Origin of the sequence: Paenibacillus sp. FSL K6-1318 (assembly GCF_037976905.1) — a bacterium.
In the GTDB taxonomy this organism is placed as follows: Bacteria; Bacillota; Bacilli; order Paenibacillales; family Paenibacillaceae; genus Paenibacillus; species Paenibacillus amylolyticus_A.
The window spans coordinates 1,610,806-1,634,056 of record NZ_CP150270.1; the positions used below are offsets into that span (position 1 = coordinate 1,610,806).

The 23,251-nt window shown below is 48.4% G+C and carries 24 protein-coding genes and 1 riboswitch; of the genes, 20 read left to right on the forward strand and 4 right to left on the reverse strand.

The annotated features are described in order from the left end of the window. Window positions 1-37: 37 nt before the first annotated feature. On the reverse strand, window positions 38-766 hold the full coding sequence (locus NYE45_RS07005) for a C39 family peptidase (RefSeq protein WP_340016144.1): 729 nt from the start codon (window positions 764-766) through the stop codon (window positions 38-40). A gap of 270 nt (window positions 767-1,036) precedes the next feature. On the opposite strand from NYE45_RS07005, the gene NYE45_RS07010 reads away from it, so the two are divergent. The 7 genes from NYE45_RS07010 (at window position 1,037) to NYE45_RS07040 (ending at window position 6,259) form a co-directional block, all read left to right on the forward strand. Beyond that, the gene (locus NYE45_RS07010; protein ID WP_340016145.1) at window positions 1,037-1,483 is read left to right on the forward strand and encodes a hypothetical protein; all 447 of its coding nucleotides are present in this window, start codon (window positions 1,037-1,039) and stop codon (window positions 1,481-1,483) included. Window positions 1,484-1,768: 285 nt separating this feature from the next. Beyond that, on the forward strand, window positions 1,769-2,554 hold the full coding sequence (locus tag NYE45_RS07015; protein ID WP_340016146.1) for an MBL fold metallo-hydrolase: 786 nt from the start codon (window positions 1,769-1,771) through the stop codon (window positions 2,552-2,554). A gap of 136 nt (window positions 2,555-2,690) precedes the next feature. Beyond that, window positions 2,691-3,563: an RNA polymerase sigma factor gene (locus tag NYE45_RS07020; RefSeq protein ID WP_340016147.1), complete on the forward strand. Its 873-nt coding sequence runs from the start codon at window positions 2,691-2,693 to the stop codon at window positions 3,561-3,563. Between the two features lie 18 nt (window positions 3,564-3,581). Beyond that, a complete protein-coding gene (gene clpP / locus NYE45_RS07025; protein ID WP_036610761.1) occupies window positions 3,582-4,163 on the forward strand; it encodes an ATP-dependent Clp endopeptidase proteolytic subunit ClpP in 582 nt (193 codons plus the stop codon). Between the two features lie 230 nt (window positions 4,164-4,393). Next, window positions 4,394-4,768 carry a GntR family transcriptional regulator gene (locus tag NYE45_RS07030; protein WP_062833154.1) on the forward strand — a complete coding sequence of 125 codons (375 nt, stop codon included), beginning with the start codon at window positions 4,394-4,396 and terminating at the stop codon, window positions 4,766-4,768. Between the two features lie 5 nt (window positions 4,769-4,773). Next, window positions 4,774-5,640 (forward strand): ABC transporter ATP-binding protein, encoded by an 867-nt coding sequence (locus NYE45_RS07035; RefSeq protein WP_062833155.1) that lies wholly within the window; start codon window positions 4,774-4,776, stop codon window positions 5,638-5,640. After that, window positions 5,633-6,259, forward strand: a complete 627-nt coding sequence (locus NYE45_RS07040) for an ABC-2 transporter permease (RefSeq protein WP_340016148.1) — start codon at window positions 5,633-5,635, stop codon at window positions 6,257-6,259. Before NYE45_RS07035 ends, NYE45_RS07040 begins: the two co-directional genes overlap by 8 nt. Window positions 6,260-6,398: 139 nt before the next feature. Here NYE45_RS07040 and NYE45_RS07045 read toward each other — a convergent pair whose 3' ends face one another. Then, window positions 6,399-7,820 carry a PLP-dependent aminotransferase family protein gene (locus NYE45_RS07045; RefSeq protein ID WP_340016149.1) on the reverse strand — a complete coding sequence of 474 codons (1,422 nt, stop codon included), beginning with the start codon at window positions 7,818-7,820 and terminating at the stop codon, window positions 6,399-6,401. A 120-nt stretch (window positions 7,821-7,940) separates the two neighbouring features. Here NYE45_RS07045 and NYE45_RS07050 point away from each other — a divergent pair, with 120 nt between their 5' ends. Together NYE45_RS07050 and NYE45_RS07055 are read left to right on the forward strand one after the other, a co-directional pair. Beyond that, on the forward strand, window positions 7,941-8,879 hold the full coding sequence (locus NYE45_RS07050; RefSeq protein ID WP_340016150.1) for an EamA family transporter: 939 nt from the start codon (window positions 7,941-7,943) through the stop codon (window positions 8,877-8,879). A 37-nt stretch (window positions 8,880-8,916) separates the two neighbouring features. Then, complete coding sequence (locus tag NYE45_RS07055) at window positions 8,917-9,228, forward strand: hypothetical protein (protein WP_340016151.1); 312 nt, start codon at window positions 8,917-8,919, stop codon at window positions 9,226-9,228. 152 nt (window positions 9,229-9,380) lie between these two features. On the opposite strand, the gene NYE45_RS07060 is transcribed toward NYE45_RS07055, so the two are convergent. Both NYE45_RS07060 and NYE45_RS07065 read right to left on the reverse strand, forming a co-directional pair. Then, window positions 9,381-10,184 carry a Cof-type HAD-IIB family hydrolase gene (locus NYE45_RS07060; RefSeq protein WP_340016152.1) on the reverse strand — a complete coding sequence of 268 codons (804 nt, stop codon included), beginning with the start codon at window positions 10,182-10,184 and terminating at the stop codon, window positions 9,381-9,383. Between the two features lie 290 nt (window positions 10,185-10,474). Next, the gene (locus tag NYE45_RS07065) at window positions 10,475-11,479 is read right to left on the reverse strand and encodes a lipoate--protein ligase (protein ID WP_062833160.1); all 1,005 of its coding nucleotides are present in this window, start codon (window positions 11,477-11,479) and stop codon (window positions 10,475-10,477) included. A 253-nt stretch (window positions 11,480-11,732) separates the two neighbouring features. Here NYE45_RS07065 and cobD point away from each other — a divergent pair, with 253 nt between their 5' ends. From cobD to NYE45_RS07120, 11 genes are all read left to right on the forward strand, one after another. Beyond that, a complete protein-coding gene (gene cobD, locus NYE45_RS07070) occupies window positions 11,733-12,887 on the forward strand; it encodes a threonine-phosphate decarboxylase CobD (RefSeq protein WP_340016153.1) in 1,155 nt (384 codons plus the stop codon). After that, entirely contained in the window at window positions 12,868-13,659 is a 792-nt protein-coding gene (locus NYE45_RS07075; protein ID WP_340016154.1) for an adenosylcobinamide amidohydrolase, read from the forward strand. The genes cobD and NYE45_RS07075 overlap by 20 nt, the downstream gene beginning before the upstream one ends. Before the next feature lie 74 nt (window positions 13,660-13,733). Further along, a complete protein-coding gene (cbiB, locus tag NYE45_RS07080) occupies window positions 13,734-14,714 on the forward strand; it encodes an adenosylcobinamide-phosphate synthase CbiB (protein ID WP_340017325.1) in 981 nt (326 codons plus the stop codon). Beyond that, on the forward strand, window positions 14,705-15,364 hold the full coding sequence (locus NYE45_RS07085) for a histidine phosphatase family protein (RefSeq protein ID WP_340016155.1): 660 nt from the start codon (window positions 14,705-14,707) through the stop codon (window positions 15,362-15,364). Before cbiB ends, NYE45_RS07085 begins: the two co-directional genes overlap by 10 nt. 144 nt (window positions 15,365-15,508) lie before the next feature. Continuing rightward, a riboswitch (cobalamin riboswitch) is annotated at window positions 15,509-15,656 on the forward strand. Window positions 15,657-16,027: 371 nt separating this feature from the next. Beyond that, window positions 16,028-17,026: an ABC transporter substrate-binding protein gene (locus NYE45_RS07090; RefSeq protein ID WP_340016156.1), complete on the forward strand. Its 999-nt coding sequence runs from the start codon at window positions 16,028-16,030 to the stop codon at window positions 17,024-17,026. Then, the gene (locus tag NYE45_RS07095) at window positions 17,023-18,069 is read left to right on the forward strand and encodes an iron chelate uptake ABC transporter family permease subunit (RefSeq protein WP_062833165.1); all 1,047 of its coding nucleotides are present in this window, start codon (window positions 17,023-17,025) and stop codon (window positions 18,067-18,069) included. Before NYE45_RS07090 ends, NYE45_RS07095 begins: the two co-directional genes overlap by 4 nt. A gap of 47 nt (window positions 18,070-18,116) precedes the next feature. Then, entirely contained in the window at window positions 18,117-18,869 is a 753-nt protein-coding gene (locus NYE45_RS07100) for an ABC transporter ATP-binding protein (RefSeq protein ID WP_340017327.1), read from the forward strand. 45 nt (window positions 18,870-18,914) lie between these two features. Next, a complete protein-coding gene (gene cobT / locus NYE45_RS07105) occupies window positions 18,915-20,072 on the forward strand; it encodes a nicotinate-nucleotide--dimethylbenzimidazole phosphoribosyltransferase (RefSeq protein WP_340016157.1) in 1,158 nt (385 codons plus the stop codon). Next, window positions 20,069-20,629, forward strand: a complete 561-nt coding sequence (cobU, locus tag NYE45_RS07110) for a bifunctional adenosylcobinamide kinase/adenosylcobinamide-phosphate guanylyltransferase (protein ID WP_340016158.1) — start codon at window positions 20,069-20,071, stop codon at window positions 20,627-20,629. Before cobT ends, cobU begins: the two co-directional genes overlap by 4 nt. Next, entirely contained in the window at window positions 20,626-21,510 is an 885-nt protein-coding gene (cobS, locus tag NYE45_RS07115; RefSeq protein WP_340016159.1) for an adenosylcobinamide-GDP ribazoletransferase, read from the forward strand. The genes cobU and cobS overlap by 4 nt, the downstream gene beginning before the upstream one ends. Window positions 21,511-21,613: 103 nt before the next feature. Continuing rightward, a complete protein-coding gene (locus tag NYE45_RS07120) occupies window positions 21,614-23,158 on the forward strand; it encodes a cobyric acid synthase (RefSeq protein WP_340017328.1) in 1,545 nt (514 codons plus the stop codon). The last annotated feature ends 93 nt before the right edge of the window (window positions 23,159-23,251 follow it).

Here is a 23,251-nt window from a genome sequence, read left to right on the forward strand (position 1 = left end):
GGAAGTAACCTTCCCTGCTTCTAGTCAATCTTTTATCTTACCATATTATTGCTTGTCTAAAGTGGTTTTGATTAGCCTGCCATACTTTTTCAAGACTGTACCACTTATTACCATGCGTTTTCCCTCTATTTCCTTGGTCGTAAGGGTCTGTGAGTCTTACTTTAGCATCATTTGTTCTAAAATCATAACCTGAGACATTTATTATATGACCGCTTACAGTTCCTATGTAATTTTCTAATTCATTTCCAGTTATTTTTAAATCTAATACAGCTGGATGGTAGTTATCGGATGAATACATGATGGCATACTTCCATGATTCAATTGGAAGTGACGTAGAGTAAGAATAAGTATATTTCGATTGTAGATTATTTAGAACATTGTCAACCACTGTAAAGTCAGTGCCATCTCTCGTAGTTCCTAATTTTTGGGCGTAGTAGGATTGTGATTCTGAACTGCCATTTAAGTAATTTAATACTTGCTTCGTTGTAGCAGGCCCGCACCAATAGGTCGTTTCTTGTTTGAATGGGGTAACACCCACCGTTCTTAAGTCACCAAGAGCCATGATGTGGTATTTGCTTTCAGCTCTTTCCTTATGAATCTGTAATTCTTTTAACTTTTTTGAAAGTTCTTGTTGTTGTTTTACCGTTGGAATGTCTTTCGTAGGTGTCGGATCATCACCGGTACCAGCTGCTAAAACACTCGATGCTAGCAACCCAGTGAAAATCAGGGTGAAAGTAGTGCTTTTTAAAATTTTTCCTAATTTCATGAAAAAACCTCCCTTAACAATGTGATTTTTTGAACTAAGTCCGGACAACTATATATTAGATTAATTTGTATATTATGTAAATATTTTTATTTTGTTCTATTAAAATATGATATTCACTTTTTCAAGACAATGAAATGAAACTTGAGATCTGAAGCTCACCCTTCATTTCAATGGAAGTAGAGATGGAGGTTTTTTTACTGCCAAAGGGATATAATAGAGTTATACTAGATCATGATGGTTACATAGTATCTGCAGGAAGGTGTGAGTTGAATGAGTTCAGAGATCAAATTATCCCAAAGTACAGCGATTCGACTGGAGCAGGCCCGCGGTAAGGGGATGCCTGAAGAAGAACTTTTAAAAGCCATTCAAGCGAAAGACGTTTCCGCTTTTGACGCCGTGTCTGAAGAGGAATACCGATATAACGAATTTTTCTCGTATGCGGACGAGCATGGTGAAAATTTGGAGGCAGCAGTGAAAGACGGGTACCGGATTACTTTTAACACGCGTGGTGGACTCGGAATCTGGTTGGAGAAGGCCTTTAAGGTGCAACCAGAGAAAGACTTCACAGTGGGTGAAGGAATCGTCACCGGATTGCAGTTGAAACCGGAACAGGCAGATGTGCTGGCGGAGCGACTTGCGGCAAACTGGGTCATTACAGACTCGAAGGAAGTACCTGCAGGTCGGGAACTGACATTGAAGCTGCGGGCACTGGTGTAGTTCCAGAGCTGGGTTAATGTGACTTAAATCAATCGGGTCATGGCCTGTGAAAAATGGTAAGGCCTGATCTTCATGCGGATGACCCAGCTGTGATGGGGCGCACCAGATGTGGATGAGCGCAAGCTCCCAATGGAGCGAAGCATGGAGATGAAGTCTGACGTTGAACGGTCAGACTACGGACTATCCCGAATTGCAGTGGAGAACTGCAGCGGGATGGTCTTTTTTTTGCAAAAACAAAGGTGTACGATTACAATCTACATATCATTAATTCAGGGGGAATGCGGATTGAATCAGCTAACATTTCTGGGCACTGGCGATGCGATGGGCGTTCCACGTGTGTATTGCGATTGCGACGTATGTACAGAGGCGAGGCTTACGGGAGAAAATAGACGGAAACGCTCTGCTGTTCTGATTGACAGTGGCGATGGTGCTAGCGAAGGATTCATGATTGACTGCGGGCCGGACTGGAGATCACAGATGGAGGATCAGGGATTGCGTATGGTGCATACGCTGCTCATCACGCATGCCCATTTTGACCATATTGGAGGATTGCCGGAATGGGCAGATGCGTGCCGCTGGCTTGGTGTAAAGGGACGTTTGTATGCACCACGTGAAGTGATTGCGACCATTCAGGGACAGTTTCCCTGGTTGGGGCGTCACATGGACTTTCTGGAAACGGATGATGATATTGAACTCGGCGGCTGGACGGTGCATTCCTGGAAAGTGTGCCATGGACATAACGGGTATTCGTACGCATATCGGCTGGATCGGGGCGGGTATAGCTGGGCGTATTGTTCAGACGCCATTGACCTGAAGCCATCCGAAAAAGAGCCGTTGCAGGGACTGGATCTGCTGGTGCTTGGAACAAGCTTTGTGCATGAGCTTGCGGAATTCTCGACACGTTCCGTGTATGATATGCGTGAGGCACAGGAGCTACTGCGCGAACTGAAACCGGGTCATACCTATTTTACACATATGTCCCATGACGTTGATGTACGGCAGAATTACAAGCTGGATCAAGGCATTACGATTGCTCTTACCGGGATGAAGGTGCCGCTTGGAACCTTATAGCTGGAAACGAATGCGTGACTCAACTTAATGAGCGTAACAAAAATAAATTCAGAAGAGCGTATCCTTTGGAGGAGGTTCTTCGTTTACATAGTGTAAGTCAAAATCAATCAGGAACCAGCAAAGGGGGGCCCCCAAGATGGCCTTTGTGAAGTCCGTGGATTGCAGAATCAACAGACCACATGATGATGGTAAAAAAGATAAATCCGATATTGAATCCGGTGGTAACGCCGGAAAAAATCAATTGAACCAAAGTATCCATGCCGTATTACCCGACCTGATGGGTTCGTTGTATGCGTATTGTTTATCGCTGACGAAATCAGTTCCAGACACGGAAGATCTGGTTCAGGAGACTTGTCTCAAAGTATTGTCGTCGAGTGTCGTTGGAACTTCCGGGATGAATAAAGATATAAACTGGGAAGCTTATCTGATCCGTATTGCACGCAACAGCTGGATTGATATCTTACGTCAGCGTGAGAGATTAGCATATAAACTGGATAGCTTGAAGCCGCTTCTGCACGAGATGGAGGAGGAAAGACGATTCGAGGAGTTGGAGTCTGCTGTTCAACTTCTTGTAGATAAACTACCACCGTGGCAGCGAGTGATCTATGTATTACGTGAATTAATGGGTTATAAGGCGGCAGAGACTGCGGAAATGCTGGATACGACAGAAGGCGCTGTGAAAGCGGCGTTAAGTCGTGCCCGATATGCCATAGCTGAAGTGAGGCACAGATTGGAACAATCGGACGCTGAATTGCAGTGTGAAGCAGGCACAGTGGAAAACAATCGGGAGGAACTGCGCAGCTATCTGCTGGCATTTCGTAATGGAGATACAGCTCGAATCATTGATCTGTGCCTGAATCGGACTGATGATCCGATGGCTGTGGCGGGTACTATTTTGCAGCAGACTTTGCCGTCTCCATCCATGCAGCCAATGATGTACGGGTACTCCACTTCTGGTATGAACTCGATGTCGTATGGAGGTGGGTACACGGTCAACATGGTTGCCTAAACCGAGGAGGCGACACATATGAATGTAGTGCCCTATGTGGTGGAACAGACAGCTCGCGGCGAACGGAGCTATGATATTTACTCCCGTTTGCTCAAAGACCGAATTATTATGGTGTCCGGAGAGATTGAGGATCAGATGGCAAATGCCATTGTGGCTCAGTTATTGTTTTTGACTGCAGAGGATCCAGAGAAGGACATCCAGATGTACATCAACAGCCCTGGTGGGTCGGTGACTGCGGGGTTCTCGATCTATGATACGATGCAATTTGTGAAGCCGGATATCTCCACGATCTGTACAGGTATGGCGGCAAGCTTTGGCACGATATTACTGGTGGGTGGAACAAAAGGCAAGCGTATGGCGCTGCCCAACAGTGAGATTATGATCCATCAGCCACATGGCGGTACGCGGGGGCAGGCGTCGGATATGCTGATTCATGCTAACCGCATCATTCAACACCGTCAGCGTCTTAACAAGCTGTTAGCCGATCATACAGGGCAGTCGATTGAGCGGATTGAGAAGGACTCGGATCGAGATTATTTCCTGACCGCTGCTGAAGCCGTCGAATATGGATTGGTGGATAAGGTCATATCCAGCACATAACAGTAGCCCGGAAGGTCATGTGACCTTTCGGACTTGATTAACCAAGAGGACGAACAGGAAACTGACGTCCTCTTTTTGACGTCCAGATTATTTAGCTAGCCGGTGTCTATGGATCGAATCAGAATAAGAAAAAATTAAATAAAAATTGACTAAGAGTAGGTATAGTGTATATATTATATATATACACTATACCTACTGAAAACTATGTAACATCATTGAGGTGAGAAAAGATTAACATTTTAATATCCAATGCATCAAGCGATCCGATCTATATGCAGATTTTAACTCAGATTAGGCAAAGCATTTTGAGCGGAGAATTGGTTGCTGGAGATAGTCTTCCCTCCATTCGGCAGCTCGCCAAGGATCTGCAAGTGAGTGTCATTACAACCAAACGTGTCTATGAAGAGCTGGAGAAAGAGAAACTGATCGATTCGGTTGTAGGCAAAGGGAGCTTTGTATCCGGAGCTAATCAGGACTTTATTCGGGAGCGGCGGATGAAACAATTGGAAGAGAAGATACTTGAAGTGATTCGTGAGAGCAAAGAACTGGGCATGAGTTCACAGGATGTAATCCATCATCTTACATTGTTGTATGAGGAGGAATAAGCATAATGAACGCTATCGAATTACGTAATGTAACCAAAATCTATCCCTTATTTAAAGTAGATAATGTATCTCTAGATGTGAAAAAAGGATATATCACGGGACTTATTGGTCCGAATGGGGCGGGAAAGAGTACATTGATCAAAATGATTACGGGCCTGATCCATCCCGATAAGGGGAGCCTCAAGACATTGGGCAGTGAGATGCCCAATCAGGAAGTTGACATCAAGCAACGCCTTGGCATTGTGTCCGATGAATGTTTTTACTATGAGCATCTAACGATCCGGGAGATGACACGAATGATCGCTCCTTTTTACACGAAATGGGACGATAAAGCGTTCAATGATTACCTGGATCAGTTCGAACTGTCTCCCAAAAAGAAGATCCAGGACCTTTCCAAAGGCATGAAGATAAAGTATTCTCTCGCCGTAGCTTTGTCACATGAAGCGGATCTGCTGATTATGGATGAACCGACATCTGGGCTTGATCCAGTGTTTCGGCGGGAACTGCTCGATCTGCTTGCGGACATGATACAGGACGAAACAAGATCCATTATTTTCTCGACGCATATTACGACGGATCTGGAACGTATTGCAGACTACATTACGTTTATTCATCAAGGAAAACTGGTGTTCAATGAAGCTAAAGATGATGTGCTAGAAAGGTATACGATTGTAAAAGGGGATATGGATCTGCTTGATTCCGATGTTCGGAAGCATTTCATCGGAATACGCGAGACAGCCGTTGGTTTTGAAGCATTGTCGGATCATAAGGCAGAGGCAGAACAGTTATTTGGCAGGCTTGCTCTTTTACAAAGACCTACGTTGGAAGACCTCATTTATTTTACGGCGAAGGGAGGACGCAAATATGCTTAACCTGCTTCGTAAAGACTTCATTGTGCTGAAAAGTTCATTGTGGACGATTGGATTATACCTGGCGGTATTTAGTCTCGCCTTTATACCACAGAGTGAAATGTCGATGTATTTTGTAGGCATCTACACAGCCTTTGGTTCGGTTATGCTAGCAACTATGATTGATATCAAGAACCATAATCATAATTTCCTGGTCACGCTCCCGGTTAGCCGCAAACAGATTGTGAAGGCCAAGTACCTCTCTGCTATAGTCTATGCATTTTTCGGGGTGCTCGCGTCGTACGGAATTCACGAGCTTGTGAACCTGAATTATCCTGAACTGAACAAACCGAATTATTCACTTATGGATATTGCCATTTCCGTAGGCATGGTGCTTGTGCTAGTCTCCATATACATGCCTCTATTCTACGGACTTAGCAAAAAAGGGGCAGGTATCATCAATGCGATATTCATGGTCTGCATGATTATACTGGCGCAACCCGTTGCGTACCTCATGAGTATGGTCAACGAGAACGGTATGATTACCACAACGACAATGGGATTGGTTTCCGTAGGCATTATAGGTTTGTTTTTAGTGTCCTATCTCATTACCATTCGCTTGTTTGCAAGAAAAGACCTCTAAGCACAGAGCAGGTGCAGGTAAAGAGTATAGAACACCAAAAGTAAAGTCGCCACAAGGCGACTTTTTTGATGTAGCAGGGTGAGAGGCCAATTGCACTTGATATTCTTCGGAGAGAAGTCAGTTCCAGTAAACCCAAACCCTATATTTCTTTCGCCAGCGTAATGAGCCTGCTCATGCCTTCCCGAATCTGCTGCTCATGGGCATAAGAGAAGGACAAACGCAGCTTGCGGTTAGCTGAATCGTCCGAAGAATCGAATACGGTTCCGGGGACAAAGGCAACGGATTGCTCCATGCATCGGTGAAGCAGTCGTCCTGTATCCACACCCTCAGGAAGCTCAACCCAAAAGTTGAGTCCACCCTCGGGGCGGGTCCACGTCCAGTTCGTTTCTAAAAGACATTGTTCCATCACTTCCATACGTAGCTGGATGGCGGTCCGCAGCTTGGACAGATGCTGATGCATGCGTTCTGACTGAAAATAACGTAGAAAAAGCTTCTGGTTCAGAAGTGCTGTTCCGTTATCTGTCAGTGATTTTACAGCCTGTAGTCCTGGCATGAATCGTTGACGGCATATGATGGCTGCAATTCGCAGCCCGGGTGCAACATACTTGCTGTAACTCCGAATATACAGGGTATGTTCGGTGGTGTCGTAGGTGAAAATGGGTGCAGGAGGTTTCTCCTTAAAATAGATATCATAGGTGCTGTCGTCTTCGAGCAGGAAACATCCATACTGTTCTGCAAGTTCCGGTAACTGCTTGCGTTGTTCTACTGGGACATTAACACCAGTCGGATTATGAAAGGTTGGTGTCGTATAGAATAAGCGTGGTTTCTCCGTTTTCATCAGATGCTCAATCTGCTCCAGATCATACCCATCTGGGTGAATATCCGTAAAGATGAGACGAGCACCTTGCTTGCGAAAAATTTCCATCGCAGGGCCATACGTGGGCCTATCCATCAGAACACGATCACCGGGTCTGACCAGACTGCGAGAGATTACGTCGATGGCCTGTTGGGCCCCCGAAGTAATGAGCACTTCGTCTGCGGAGAGATAGAAGCGTTCTTTTTTCGTTAGATGGCTTGCCAGCGCACTTCGCAATTCCAGATCTCCCTGAATTGTGGAATACGTTCCGAGCAAACGGGGATATTGATCGAGCAGATCACGCATCAGTTCTCCCCAATATCGGTTGGGCAGAAGAGAGGGATCGATTAATGATTTGGAAAACTGGTATTCTGCTTCAAGGGACTGTACCCGCGCTAGTGAATCCCAATGCAGCCAGGCAGACACAGCGGGATCATCCGCCTGATCCGTTACAGAAAAAGGGGTTGCTGGACTGACATAATAGCCAGACTTGTCCTTTACATAAACATTCCCACGTTCTTTTAACTCCTGATACGCTTTGAAAACGGTCAAGCGATGTACGCCGAGTAGCTCGGACAGGCTTCGTACAGATGGCAGTTTTTCATGTTCAGCCCACTCCCCCGCTTCTATACGCACAACGAGATAATGGATGACTTGCTCATATAGTTTCAGGCTGTTATCTGTCATCATCATGGTTTTGCCCACCCGGCTCACGCTCCTTTTGAACTCTATTGTAACAGCAAACGGAAGATAACTGTTCTGTTTTATTCATTCTGTTCTGTAGAGAGTGCTATATGATGGAGAACAGATGAAGGAGGGGCTAGCATGGTTGGGATCGCATTTACCGTAATGTGTCTTATTTTTGGAACAACGTTTCTGGCAATTAAAATTGGAGTGGAAGCAGGCATGCCGCCTTTTCTGTCAGCCGGACTCCGTTTTATTGTTGCAGGGGCTTTGATGTTTGCGTGGATGTGGATGAAAGGGAAGGTCAATATTTCCCTGCTGTGGCGTAAAGAAATGCTCATTACAGGTGCAGGACTGACGTTTGGTACGTTTGCGACCTTATATTGGGCTGAACAATATGTGAGTTCGGGCGTTGGTGCAATTTTGTCAGCTACAGGTCCACTTATGATTATGCTGATGCAGACAGCTTTGTTGCGACAAAAAACATCTGCACGCATGATTACGGGATGTCTGATCGGCTTTGCCGGAGTCGTGCTTGTCGTTCTGCCGGGTGTATCCATTGGTGGAAGTCCACTATGGCTATGGGGGTGTATTGCCGTTCTGGTGGGCGAAGTGTGTTATTCGGCAGGGGCAATATACTCCAAGAAGGTTATTAATCAGTTCAAAGAAACGAACCCCGTAGCAATCAATGCAGTACAGATGATGTATGGGGGGCTATTGTTAAGTTTGCTCTCAGCGGTGACAGAATCGTGGAATATGTCAGCTCTGGACTGGGTGCCTGCTGTCTCGTCGGTGATCTATCTGACCGTCGTTGGCTCGATGGTTGGTCATAGCCTGTTCTACTGGATCATGTCTCGTACGAATCCGCTGTTCCCGGCGACCTGGCTGTACATCTCCCCGCCGATTGCGGTTGGTCTGGGTGCCGTTGTCTATAATGAACATGTCAGCTGGATTACGTGGATCGGTGTGGCACTGGTGGTTGCAGGTCTCTTGGCAATGAATGAAAAAGTGATGGGTTGGTTAAAACGAGGTGGGCGCACAAATCCGTTGGTTCAGACTTCCAAAACTGTGGTAAAATAGGTTGCGTGTAATTCCGAACGGGGATGAGGAAGAAACCATGGATAACAGACAAAAACTTGGAGCAATATTGTTGTTTGCAGGTATTCTACTGTATGGTGCAATTCATATTGCGACCGTTATACACATGCCGAGCGTGATGGTTTGGTCTGATACGTGGGGGCAGTATTTTGCAGCCGTCTCTGAGACACATGGCTGGGTTGGTTATGCCTTGGCCATCCTGTTATTTCTCGTGGGGACTTTGTTGTTGTTGACTATTTTCTTTTCTGAACTTCCTAAGAGTACGATGATGCAAGAGATCAGGGAACGTGATCAGGAATTCGAAGAGAAGTACAGGAATGGAAGGCACTAGGCGAAAGTGATTGCAAAATAGTATCGGGTGGCATATTGATTGGTCTGATCATAATAACAGCCCTACACAAGCGAATTATCGCTGTGCAGGGCTGTTTATTTTGTGTTTTGTTCAAAACACATGTTAATGCAAAATGCACTTTTCTAAAATGCTTACTCTGCGTTCAATACAAACTTCTCGATAACCTCTTTTACGCCATCTTCGTTATTGCTCGCCGTAATGTAATCAGCCAGCTCTTTAAGAGCAGGGATGGCGTTACCCATTGCTACACCAAGTCCTGCAACTTCCAGCATCTCATGGTCATTCCAAGAGTCGCCAATGGCAATGCACTCGCTCAATTGGTGACCAAAGTGGTCTGCGAGGAATGTAAGAGCATGGCCTTTAGTTCCCTCATTGTGCATGATCTCGAGGAAGTAAGGTTTGGACTTTGTGATATGCACTTGTGGTCCAAGCAACTCACGCAGGTCAACGGCAACCTTATCCAAGTAATCCGGCTCATCGATGATCAGCAGTTTCGGCGTTTTTTGTTCAATTACTTTGATGAAATCAGATTCGATGTAATATTGTGTGCCGTTCAATTTGGCATAATCACGCAGTTTGTCGTTTTCTTCACGAGCATACAGCTTGTCATCAATGTACGTTTGAAGGTGAAGATTATTTTCCAGGCAATAATCGTACAGTTTGCGGGAAGCCTCCTGTGGAACGTAGCGCTCGTAGAGTACTTTTCCGTCTAGCAAGTTCTTCACCAATGCGCCTTGATACGTAATGATCGGCACATTAAGTCCGGTCTGACGAGCAAGCGCTTGTGCGGAAGCATAAGCACGGCCAGTCGCCAGCGTTACAGTTACACCATGGGCAACCGCTTGTTCCAGCGCCGTTTGCGTGGCAGGGGTTACTTCCTTGTTGTCGTTGATCAGAGTGTCATCAATATCGATTGCGATTAATTTGTAGGTCATCTGAGTTTCTCTCCTTTTTTATCTGTATCTATCTGGTATCTATACCCGACTTAATCTATATCAGTTCAACTAAACGTTTTACACGAGAACGGAGAGGACAGAAAAAACCTGAAGAAGCGGAGCGTTCGCCTGAAAGTTTTCTGAAAGAAAGCTACATCGGAAGCATAAGCTATCACCGGATTTTCCCTTTGAAGAAGGGAATCAAAAAAAATCTGGGGATAACAGCGATCGGAAGGTTATTCAGTCATCGGAGTGGCAGGTGTAAACATTCTTGAGTTGAACTTATATACCTACTCTTCCAGAAAAACAAGGCCGATAAAGTCTTCCAGCTCAAGGTTGCCGAAGTAGTGTTTTACATCCAGCCCCTCAAGTGCAGTACGCACCTCGGATTCCTCATAACGCTTGCCACGCAGCATATCTTCGATATCCGCCACATCGCCTACGCCGAAGAAGTCGCCGAAGATTTTGATATCTTCGATTCGTCCATCTTTGATGTTCATGCGCAGGTCAATAATGCCGACAGGGAATTTGCGGGTATGCTTCACATTGCTTTCCGGAGACAGACCATAGTTCCAGTCCCAGTTGCTATAACGCTCGGCAGAGATTTCCTTGATCTTGTCCCAGTCTTTCTCTGTGAGTGTATATTGCGGGACGTCTTGCGGCTCCATCCGGAAAATGTGACGCAACAGCTCATCGCGGAACTGTTCAATCGTGAGGTTGCTGTCGATCAGATCACGAATGTTGGCAACCCGGCTGCGCACGGATTTGGTACTCTTGGATTTGAATTTCTCGGGATTTACGTTCAGGGATGCTTGAACATGATCCAGATTCAGGTTAAACATCAACGTGCCGTGACTGAACATGCGTCCACGCGTGGAGAATTGGGCATTGCCTGAAATTTTCTTTTCTCCTACTTGCAGATCGTTACGTCCAGTTAGCTCGGCATTGACTCCAAGTTCCTGCAAGGCTTCAACCACAGGCTGGGTGAATTTGCGGAAGTTGTGGAAGGATTGACCGTCATCGGCTGTAATAAAACTAAAATTTAGGTTGCCGAGATCATGATATACCGCTCCGCCTCCCGAGAGACGACGGACAACCTGCACACCGTTATCCTGCACGTATTCGATATTAATTTCTTCAATGGTATTCTGGTGCTTTCCGATAATAATGGACGGGCGATTGATGTAGAACAGCAGATAACTGTCATCCTCCATTGGCAGATGCTTCAGAATATACTCCTCAATCGCGAGGTTTACAGACGGATCTGTAATGCCCTGGTTATCAACAAACAGCATGGTCATTCCTCCATTAATGTATGTGAGGGATCAAGATCCCTTATGTAGTGAACCTTGTAAAACAAACGAAACCGAAATTCCTCTTCTATTGTAAACGAATTGTGGTTGGGACACAAAGGAATTAGAAGGGGTACCGAAGGGTCGCCACGAACGAGCAACATACAGCCTCGCAGAAAGACTTTCAAAACGGGATTGACCCGTACCTCCCACGCCATCCATAATAAAAAGGACATGTAGAAAGGGTGACGGAAGTATGACCGGTTATATTGAAGTTTTCGGACATGGCGGTGACGTGGAGACGGCCGCATCCCGGTTTGGAGGGAACGCTGCGGATTTCCTCGATTATAGTGCTAACATCAATCCGTTGGGCCCGCCAAAGGAAGTGTTGGAGGCGTTGGAGCAAGGATTGATGTCGGTACTTCGTTATCCTGATCCGGGCCATCGAGGGTTCAAATCATTACTCAGTGAACGTTTGGGTGTGCAACAGGACCATATTTCGGTAGGCAATGGTGCTGCTGAAAGCATGGCTTTGATCTTGCTCGGACTTGCTCCGCAGAAGGTCGGCACCGTGGAACCCGGATTTTCAGAATATCGTTCTTTAGCGCGACAATTCGGTGCGGAAGTCCAGCATGTGGAGGGACGAGAGGAGCTGGAGTGGCGTGCTGAACCTGAGAACATTGAACGACTGATGGAACAGGTAGACCTGCTGTTTCTTGGTCAGCCCAACAATCCGAATGGCGTACAATATCCGGTAGAGATACTGCATCGTCTGGCTCGCAAAGCAGAGAAAATAGGTACTGTCCTGGTCATCGATGAGGCATTTATGGATTTCATACCTGAATCAAGACGACAATCTCTTGCACCCAGACTGGACGAATACTCACAGGTGATCATCATTCGATCAATGACGAAGTTTTACGCTATTCCGGGTCTACGTCTGGGGTATGCCTTGGGACGTCCGGAATGGATTCGTGCGATGACGGAGAAACAGGTGACCTGGAGTGTGAATGGACTGGCATTGATTGCAGGTGAAGCCTGTCTGCGCAGTGGAGAACGGTTCGAACAGGACACACTGGCACAGATTGCACGGGAACGCGCGCGTTTAACGGAAGGCTTGGAGTCATATGATTGTGTGGTAACACCGGGGGAAGCGAATTTTATTTTGGTGGGACTGCCAGAACCTTGGACTGCGGCATCCATGCAGGCAGCGCTGGGCAAGCGTGGCATTCTGATCCGTAGCTGTGCGATGTATCCGGGACTTGGTGAGCGACATGTACGCTTGGCAGTAAAAGATGAAGAGGCCAATGAGCGATTACTCGAAGTGTTAGGAAGTGTAATGGAGCAGCCACACCATAAGCGACAAATGATCGGAGCAGGGGGAACGTGCGATGACACTGGCGTTTTATAATTACTACAAGAATGCACAGGCAGACGAGAACGAATATTGTTCCTCTTCGTGGCCCGGGCTGAAGATTACGGCACACGATCAACATATTAGAGCTGCGAGTCCTGATGTTGCAAGTGCACTTTCCAGTGCGGTGTATGGTGGCGGGATGCTCGAACTGGATCGAATATTTAACATCTATGTGGACCGACATTATCGCTGTGATGATCCTCCTCGAGATATCGAACGTTCTCTGCATGAATGGAAGGAGCAGCTTGATCAATGTGCGGGACTGTTGACTGCGGTTCGACTGGAGCATACTTCCATTCAGGAATACACAAGTGAGGAATTCGGAATTTTGTGTTGTACAACAGCCGGGGTGTCCAATGCTGCGCGAGCAGGTTCCGCAAGAACTGTATTTGATACGGAGGGAAACGAGACTGTTGCCGTAGAGCCTTTAAAATCTACAATTAAATCTCAATTCATGAAGCCATATATCCCCGGCACGATTAATGTCATGTTATGGTTCAACGGACGAATGACATCGGGTGCGATGGTGAATGCGATTCAGACTGCGGTGGAAGCCAAAGCGGCGGCGCTGGCTGATTTTGGTGTTACGGATTCAGAAAATGGATTGCTGGCCACTGGAACGACTACGGATGCCATTGTACTTGCGGTGAGTCAGGTGCACGAGCACAAGCCGCTAATTGCTTATGCGGGAACGGCTACGGTTATTGGTGCGGCTATTGGCAGGTTGGTGTATGACACGATCACGGAAAGCCTGCAAGCGGGATAGCAGTGGAAAGAGAGGAACAGGGTGAAATGACATTTCAGATAGGGCAACTGGCCTCCTGGCCGTTCTGGACGGGAATGGCAGGTGCCTGGATTATTATAGGGGCATACATACTTGATCGATGCATCGGTGATCCGCGTTGGATTCCTCATCCGGTGATCGGCATGGGGAAGGCAATCTCTGCGCTAGAGCGTAGCATTCGTTCCCATGTGAGCACGGATTCCGGGCTGAAGAGGGCTGGTTTATTATTTCCGCTGCTGATTGCAGGTGGGGCGTTTGTAATTACCTGGGGGTTCGTATATGTGGTGGGTCTCATTCATCCCGTCGTAGCAGCAGTGGCTGAGGTAGTGCTTATTGCGACCACAATTGCTTCCAAAGGGTTGAAGGATGCAGGCATGGAGGTATATCACCATCTGATTCAGAAGGATTGGCCTACTGCAAGACGTTCACTTGGCATGATTGTTGGACGTGATACAGCTCATCTGGATGAACCGGAGGTCGTGCGAGGAACGGTGGAGACGGTAGCGGAGAATATTGTGGATGCCATCGTGTCCCCTTTGTTCTATGCGTTAATAGGTGGCGCACCACTTGCGATGGCCTATCGTGCCGTGAATACATTGGATTCCATGGTTGGTTATAAAAATGAGAAGTACTTGCATCTCGGCTGGGCTTCCGCCCGTTTGGACGATTGGGCAAACTGGATTCCCGCACGGCTCACCGCCATCCTGCTGATCGTAGGCGCATGGGTCATGAAACTGGATGCGAAAGGCGCAGCACGTATGGTGACCCGGGATGCCAGATTGCATCCAAGTCCGAATAGCGGTTTTCCTGAATCGGCGGTGGCCGGAGCACTGGGGATCAGACTTGGTGGACATAATGTGTACCATGGCGTAGCTTCTTTTCGTGCCTATATGGGTGAGGCAACACGTCCGATGGCAGCAGAGGATATTGTGCGAACGACACGTCTCATGTTCTGGTCAGCGGGTTCTTTTGTAATCCTGTGTACACTGGTAACGCTCGGAATATGGCTCGCTGGAGGTACGTTGTTATGGAAGTAACTGCAGGGCAGAATGGATCACAGCAACGAAATATCCTGTTTGTACGTCATGGCACAACCGCATGGAATGTGGAAAAAAAATATTTGGGGCATACCGATATCGCTTTGCTGCCGGATGCAGAAAGAGAACTGGCTTCGCTACGCGAGCAATTGAGCAACGTCTCGTGGGACTCGGTATACTGCAGTGATCTGCTCCGTTGTCAGCAGACGCTGGCAATAATCGGGCCTTATCCATTGGGACAGGTCAAGCTGGACCCGCGTTTGCGAGAGGTCGATTTTGGTCAATGGGAAGGGTCGACGTATGATCAACTCAAGGATAACCAACAGTACCGGGACTGGATCGATGCTCCGCAGGACGTCACCCCGCCCGAGGGGGAGTCATGGCATTCGTTCACTGCACGTATCGATTCATTTCTGCAAGAGTGCATAGGGTCGGATTGTCCGTCCATGCTCTCTCTTGAGTCAGGCGTGCCCACCATTATTGTGGTCACCCACGGCGGTGTAATCCGGTATGTATTATCTCGTCTCATTGCCAATCTGGAATTCTGGGATACGCAGGTGATTCCGGGGCAAGCGATACAGGTGCGGCTGGAACAACATAGAGATCAGTGGGTTGGCACGAGGGTGACTTTTCCGGGAATCGGGTTGTAAGGATGTGCAATATAACCTATAATCACAACAGAAGTGTGACATCAGCACCTGCAGTTACGTGTGACAGGCGATAATGCCTGAACATGAATGCAGATGGCTCACTTGAATGGGTTAATCCATATCAGCGACCAAGGGTCCCGCGTGCATGCAGTAATGGTTCATGGCTATATCCAGTCATGGATGGCATACGGGTGAAATAGGGAAGCCGGTGCAAGTCCGGCACGGTCCCGCCACTGTAAATCAGGAACAATTCCTGTAAGTCAGGTTACCTGCCCTGGACGTTCAAACCGGTGTTCCTTCGAGGAAAGGACAGCGTTTCGGGCAGTTCTATGTGCATGCACAACAATACGTTGAACATGCCATATCGCCATATGCGAGACGTCATCCCTGATCCTAGACGTAAGGATTAGGGATTTTTTATTGTTCATATAAGATGAACCAGACATTTACACGTTAACGAAGAGTGCAGAACCGATCTGAAGAAACGAAGTGTTCGCTTAAAGCTTTCTACAAGAAAGCTACATCGGAAGATGGTACTGCAATCGGAGTGGGCTTGTGTAACATGGATGGGTTTAACTTGTATAGGAACACCAAGGCATGGGTAGTAGAAGTTCGAGCACGATGCAACAAAATAGTACAAATAGAGAAGGGGAGAATAACAGAATGAATTTCAAAAATTGGAAAAGCGTAGCGTCTCTGCTGAGTGCAGCGGCACTGGCACTGGCTTTGGCCGGATGTGGCAATGCAACAACGAACGAGGGTACAGGTACCTCACAACAACCGGCACAGGAGCAGTCCCAGGGCCAGGCGCAGACGGATCTCAAAACACAATATCCACTTACCGTTACCGATGCAACGGGTGAGTCGTTCACATTTGAAAAGGCACCAGCCAAAATCGTATCTGTGTCTCCAGCTGAGACCGAAACACTATTCGCACTTGGATTGGACGAGCAGATTGTAGGGGTATCCGACTATGATGATTATCCTGAAGCGGCAACAACCAAAGCGAAAATGGGTGGTGTAACCAAGCCAAATGAAGAGTCCATCATTGCGGCTGAAGCTGATATTGTATTCACAGGTATCTCCATGAGCGAAGATGCAGTGAAGAAACTGCGTGAACTGGGCATTACCATTTTCAAAACGGATCCAAAGTCCATCGATGATGTGATGAACAATATTGAAACATTCGGTAAAATCACGGATCATCAAGAAAAAGCTCAGGAGATCATCACACAGATGAAACAGGATGTGACGGATGTAACTGAAGCAGTGAAGGCAGTTAAACCGGAAGAGAAGAAAAATGTATACGTTGAATTCTCCCCAGGCTGGACTGTGGGTAAAGGCGAATTTATGGATGAACTCATTACTGTAGCCGGTGGTAGCAATATTGCTTCGGACAAAGAGGGCTGGTATGAAATTAATGAAGAGAACGTAATTGCCTCCAACCCGGATGTGATTCTGTATGCCAACGATGTGATTGATGAGAACTCCAAAACACTGGATCAGATCATTAAAGCTCGCAGTGGCTGGGATCAAATCACGGCTGTGAAGAACGATGCAGTCATCGGCCTAGATGCCAATCTGCTCAGCCGTCCAGGCCCACGTGTAACCGAAGGTCTGAAAGAAGTAGCCAAAGCGATCTATCCTGACCTGTTCCAATGAGTAAAAAACTGGCCGTGTACGCATCGGCAGGGATCGCGCTGCTTGTGTTAACCGTGCTCATCTGCACGGGCATCGGTTCGGTTTCCTTGCCTATTCGTGACATTGCAGGTATTCTGCTTCATCACTTGCCATGGGTCGGAGACTGGATCACGCCGGACTGGAGTGCAGCAGCCGAACAGATTATCTGGAAAGTCAGATTTCCACGAGTACTGCTTGCTGTGCTCGTGGGCGCATCGCTGGCGATTGCCGGTGCGGGATTCCAGGGGGTTCTTCGGAACCCGCTGGCAGACCCGTTCACTCTGGGCGTATCATCTGGTGCTTCGGTGGGTGCAGCCTTCCTGATTTTCTTCGGATTGCAGTATGCACTGATCGGAATCTGGACGTTGCCATTGGTAGCTTTTTTGACGGGCGTACTAACTTTGTGGTTTGTTATGTCCCTGGCTCGTGAAGGGCGCAAAATACCAACACACAGTCTGATTCTGGCTGGTGTAGTGATGCAAAGTTTCTTGGGAGCGGTGGTTTCCTTCCTGTCGACCATGTCGAAACAGACCATTAATGAAATTATATACTGGACGATGGGAAGTCTGGCTCTGCGTGGGTGGTCGTATACGGCCATCCTTTTCCCGTATTTTCTGTTAGGGCTGATCTTTCTCTGGAGCCGTGCACGTTCCTTGAATGTTCTTGCGCTCGGAGAACGTCAAGCTGCGCATATCGGGGTTGGCGTCGATCGGCTGAAGTTGTCCGTGCTTGCTGTGGGAACACTTCTTACGGCAGGAGCGGTCTCCGTATCCGGTGTTATTGGCTTCGTTGGATTGGTGATTCCGCATATGCTTCGGCTGCTTGTGGGGCCTGACTATCGATTGCTGGTGCCTCTGTCTGCCATTGGTGGCGCCATCTTCATGGTATGGGCAGACACCATTGCCCGATCCTTACTGGCGCCAACCGAAATACCGCTTGGTGTGGTGACGGCCTTTGTAGGTGCACCATTCTTCGCTTATCTGTTACACCGGAACAAAAAACTGCAGAAGGGGATGATGCCATGAGTATTGATTCGGACGAACCGCTATTTGCAGTTACCGGGGCTGGTAAAATGTATGGCAGTCATCAAGCCCTGGATGCGGTGGACTGGCAGGTTACGGAGGGGGACTGGTGGGGTGTCGTTGGTCCAAATGGCAGTGGTAAGTCTACCCTGCTCCAGCTCCTTGCTGGAACGGAGCAGTCAAGCGCAGGCAGTATACGTATGGATGGCCGGGATATCACCTCATACAGTCGGAAAGATCTATCACGCATGATTGCCGTATTACAACAGGATGGTCTGCCTGCAATTTCCTATCCTGTGAGGGATGTCGTGGAGATGGGGCGTTATCCATACCAGAATTGGCTTGGGCGAGAATCAGCAGATGGAGCGGCTGTGGTTGACCGGGTGCTGGAAGAGCTGGGATTGACCGATATGGCTGAAAGGCCTTTGGATGCACTTAGTGGAGGACAGCGTCAGCGGGTGGCACTCGCCAAGGTCATGGCACAGGAACCACGGTTATTATTGCTGGATGAACCCACTACGTTTCTGGATATCAAATATCAATTGCAATTTATGGAGTTATTATCGACATGGCGGCAAAAAAACAGCATTACGATTGTGGCTGTGCTGCACGATCTGAATCTGGCTGCGCAGTTCTGTGACCACATTCTGGCGCTGCGAGAAGGCAAAGTGGTGGGGAATGGAACGCCACATACCTTGATGACTGAAGACAACATTCAGGACATCTTTCGCGTTAAACCTGCGATGGTGAATCATCCTGACAATGGAATCCCTCAGCTCTTGCTGCGGCGGGAGAAGGAATGAACGAAGCGGGGCAACCCATATTTTGATGAAGGAAGTGCTGGCTGTATGAATAATGAACAGGTGTTGGAACAGTTACTGGGTCGGATCGTGGGTCCTAATGAAGAAATTGCGGCAGAAGCCTCCGCACATGTGGATGCATTGACGAAACCACCCGGCAGTCTGGGTAAGCTGGAACAGCTGGTTATTCGTCTTGCGGGAATCACTGGCAAGGCTCGTCCGCGTTTGGATCGCAGAGCCGTCATTGTCATGGCCGCAGATCACGGCGTGGTGGCGGAAGGTATTAGTGCTTTCCCAGCCGAGGTAACGCCGCAGATGGTCCTTAATTTCCTGGCTGGAGGGGCTGCTGTCAACGTACTTGCCCGCCACGCCGGAGCCGATGTAATCTGTGTGGATATCGGGGTTAATGCCGATCTGGAACATCCTGACCTGCTCTCCCGCAAAGTACGTAAAGGTACGGCCAACATGGCAAAGGGTGCAGCAATGACTCGCGATGAAGCAATTCAGGCCATTCTTGCAGGAGTCGACGTGGTATCGGCAGAGGTAGCAAAGGGAACGCAGTTGTTCGTTACCGGGGAAATGGGGATTGGTAATACAACCGCAAGTGCAGCGGTGATGTGTGCATTAACCGGAACTGCACCTGCTTCAGCGGTTGGGCGAGGAACAGGGATTGATGATGCGGGATTGCAGCGTAAAGCCGCCGTGGTTAGCCAGGCACTGAGCGTGAATTCCCCAAATCGGGAAGATGCACTGGACGTACTTTGTAAAGTGGGTGGCCTGGAGATTGCCGGACTGACGGGTGTCATTCTTGCTGCAGCTGCGAACGGATGTCCTGTTGTCGTGGATGGATTCATCTCGACTGCGGCCGCATTAATTGCAAGACAGCTTGCTCCCGTGAGCACGGATTATATGATTGCTTCTCATACTTCACATGAAAGTGGACATGCAGCTCTGCTTCGTGAACTTGATCTGAAACCGATGCTGGATCTGGACATGCGGCTTGGCGAAGGAACCGGAGGTGTGCTCAGTCTTCATCTGATTGATGCAGCCTGTCTCCTCTTGAATGAGATGGCGACCTTTGCAAGTGCAGGGGTGTCCGATGGAACGAACAAGGTTTCGGATGCCGATGTGAGTGCAAGTGAGGGTGATGTAGCGGACTCTGATGTTACAGGTGCTTCGTCGGTTCAAGGAGAGGTCACGCTATGAGTGTGTTGGTGACGGGTGGAGCGCGCAGTGGGAAAAGTTCGTTTGCCGAGCGCTTATGTATGCAGCGTTCCTCAGAGGCTTGGTATGTAGCTACGGCTCAGGCGTATGATGATGAGATGCGCGAGCGTATAAGTCTGCACCAGAATCAGCGCGAGGCATCAGGTTATCTATGGCATACGTTGGAGGAACCACTTGCATTACCGGCACTCATTACACGTATGGGAGAAGACCATACGGGGACGTCTGCACCGACGATTCTGGTCGATTGTCTAACACTCTGGTTGACCAATGTTCTGCTCGCACATGAACACGAAGATGAGCAGGTTTTGCAAAATCATATGGATGCTCTGGTAGAAGCAATCAGGTCGTACCCGGGTCTGCTTGTGCTTGTCACGAATGAAGTGGGCGATGGTATTGTGCCGGAGTATGCGCTTGGCAGAAAATATCGGGATCTGGCGGGCATATTGAATCAGCGAATTGCAGCCATATGTCGTGAAGTGTTCCTGGTGACTGTAGGTATTGCGATTGAGCTGAAAAGCAAGGAGTATCGTTTATGACAGATCGCACTCATCCTCGTAAACATGCGGCTGCGGCCGCTTTTCAATTTTTATCCCGTTTTCCGGTAAAAATGCAGATTGATTTCGTCCCGCCATTACTGCGGGAAAGTGTCGTGTATTACCCGCTGGTGGGTGCTGCGATTGGACTATGCGTGTGGCTCGCAGGGGCCTTAACAGGTGTGGTACTTCCAGCCTTTCCTGCTGCCGTATTAACCTTAACGTTATGGGTATGGCTCACAGGCGGACTACATCTGGATGGCTGGATGGATACGGCGGATGGATTGCTCAGCTATCGTACCCGTGAGCGGATGTTGGAAATTATGAAGGACAGCCGTGTAGGCGCTATGGGTGTGATCGCCTGCGTCCTCCTGCTGATGATGAAAGCGGCTTTGATCGCCGATTTTATCGCACGTGGCAACTGGATCTATGGTGCGCTGTTGATCCTGCCCATGATCTGGAGTCGTTGGTTCATGGTGTATGCCATCTCAGCCTGGCCGAATGCACGTGGAGATGATGGTTTGGCAGTCTTATTCAAGGGATTGGGTGAGCGTAAGGAAGTCCAGCGTGCACGCAGCTCTGCGGTCGGACTGACTCTTCTTGCAGGTGTAATTACGTTTGCTGCCGTATGGATCTTCCGACCGGATATGGGTACTGCCGATGCCATGATGAGCAGCCTAGGAACATTGCCATGGTGGTTGTATCCTGTGTCGGCTGTCATTGTCGTACCTTTTGCGTGTTACATCATCGGTAAATTCGTTGCTGCACGCATCAGTGAAAGGCTGGGCGGACTTACAGGAGATACGTATGGAGCGATGAATGAGCTGTTGGAAGCGGCTTTGCTAACGGTGCTGAGTGTGCTTCAGGGACTCTTTTGGCTGTGAAAAACGAACGGAATGAGTAATGTGAGACATAACACGGAGACTGAGGTGAGGGTACGTGGAAGATACACCTGTGCAACAATTACAACAACCAGCGGCAGTACTCATGCTGCAAGGAACGGCATCGGATGTGGGAAAAAGCGTGATTACGACGGCGCTGTGCCGTATATTCAAGCAGGACGGCTTCAAGCCTGCCCCGTTCAAGTCACAGAACATGGCACTGAATTCTTACGTAACAGAAGACGGTAAGGAGATTGGCCGTGCCCAAGGCGCGCAGGCCGAAGCCTGTGGTATTGAAGCGACGACGGATATGAATCCGATCCTGATCAAGCCTGTGCGGGACATGCATTCGCAGATCGTGGTACACGGTGTACCTTTTGCCCAGATGAGTGCATCAGATTATCGCCAGAAGTTCCTGCCTGAAGCGAAGCAGACGGTGATGGATGCGCTGAACCGGCTACGGGATACCTATGATATTGTGCTGATGGAAGGAGCGGGCAGTCCTGCGGAGATTAATCTGAAAGACCGGGATATCGTCAACATGAATCTGGCAGGTTGGGCCGATGCTCCAGTCATTCTGATCTCTGATATTGATCGGGGCGGCGTATTTGCTTCTATTGTCGGCACTCTGGAGCTGCTAGAGCCACATGAGGTGGAGCGTGTGAAAGGTTTTATCATCAACAAGTTTCGCGGCGATCTGTCCCTGTTGCAGCCCGGACTAGACTGGCTCGAAGAACGGACAGGCATTCCAGTATTGGGTGTATTGCCTTACATAAGAGATATTCAGATTGAAGCAGAGGATTCAGTGGTGCTGGACTCGATGCGTCATGGTAAATCCGGAAAGACAGAGCTGGATCTGGCGGTGATCCGATATCCCCGAATTTCCAACTTTACAGACTTCGATGCCCTTTCCCGTGAACCGGATGTGAATGTGCGTTACGTGACCTCGCCAGAGGAATTGGGAAGTCCTGATGCTATTCTTCTGCCGGGTACGAAGGATACGATAGGGGATCTGGCGTTCCTGCGTGAGTCTGGACTGGAGCAAGCGATTGCCAGCCAGACTGAACGTAATAACGTTCAGCTCGTAGGGATATGTGGTGGATACCAGATGCTTGGAAGACATCTGAAGGACCCGTTTGCAGTGGAGGCGAATCAGATCCAGGAAGCGAAGGGACTTGGCTGGCTTCCGCTATCGACAACATTTCTTCAGGAAAAGCAGACAGTCAGGGCTTCCGGACGGGTGCAACCTCAGAATCCGATTCGTCTGTATGGTGAACCAGATGTGGAAACATCTCCACTACCTATTCATGGATATGAGATCCATATGGGTGTTACCGAGTGCCACGAGCCTGAACGTGTAACTGCACTATTTGAAATATCCCATCCAGGTGGTGAAGCATTCCATGAAGGCTGGGGCACAGTGGATGGCAGTGTGTGGGGAACTTATCTGCATGGTTTGTTTGAAAGTGATCAATTCCGACGTTCGTGGCTTAATGGGTTGCGTGAAGCAAAGGGACTAGCCCCACTTCAGGAGACATATAGTGCGCATGAACGTAAGGAGATGGAGTTCGATCGGGTAGCCGAATCGTTGCGGTCCTCATTGGATATGAAGCGTGTGTACGAGATAATGGGTGTCCAAGCACCCGAGTGAGCTGTTATACAAGAATACCCCCATGTCCGACAAACCGTTTTCTAGAAACGGAATGTTAGCGGCATGGGGGTATTGTATATCCTATGATTAAAT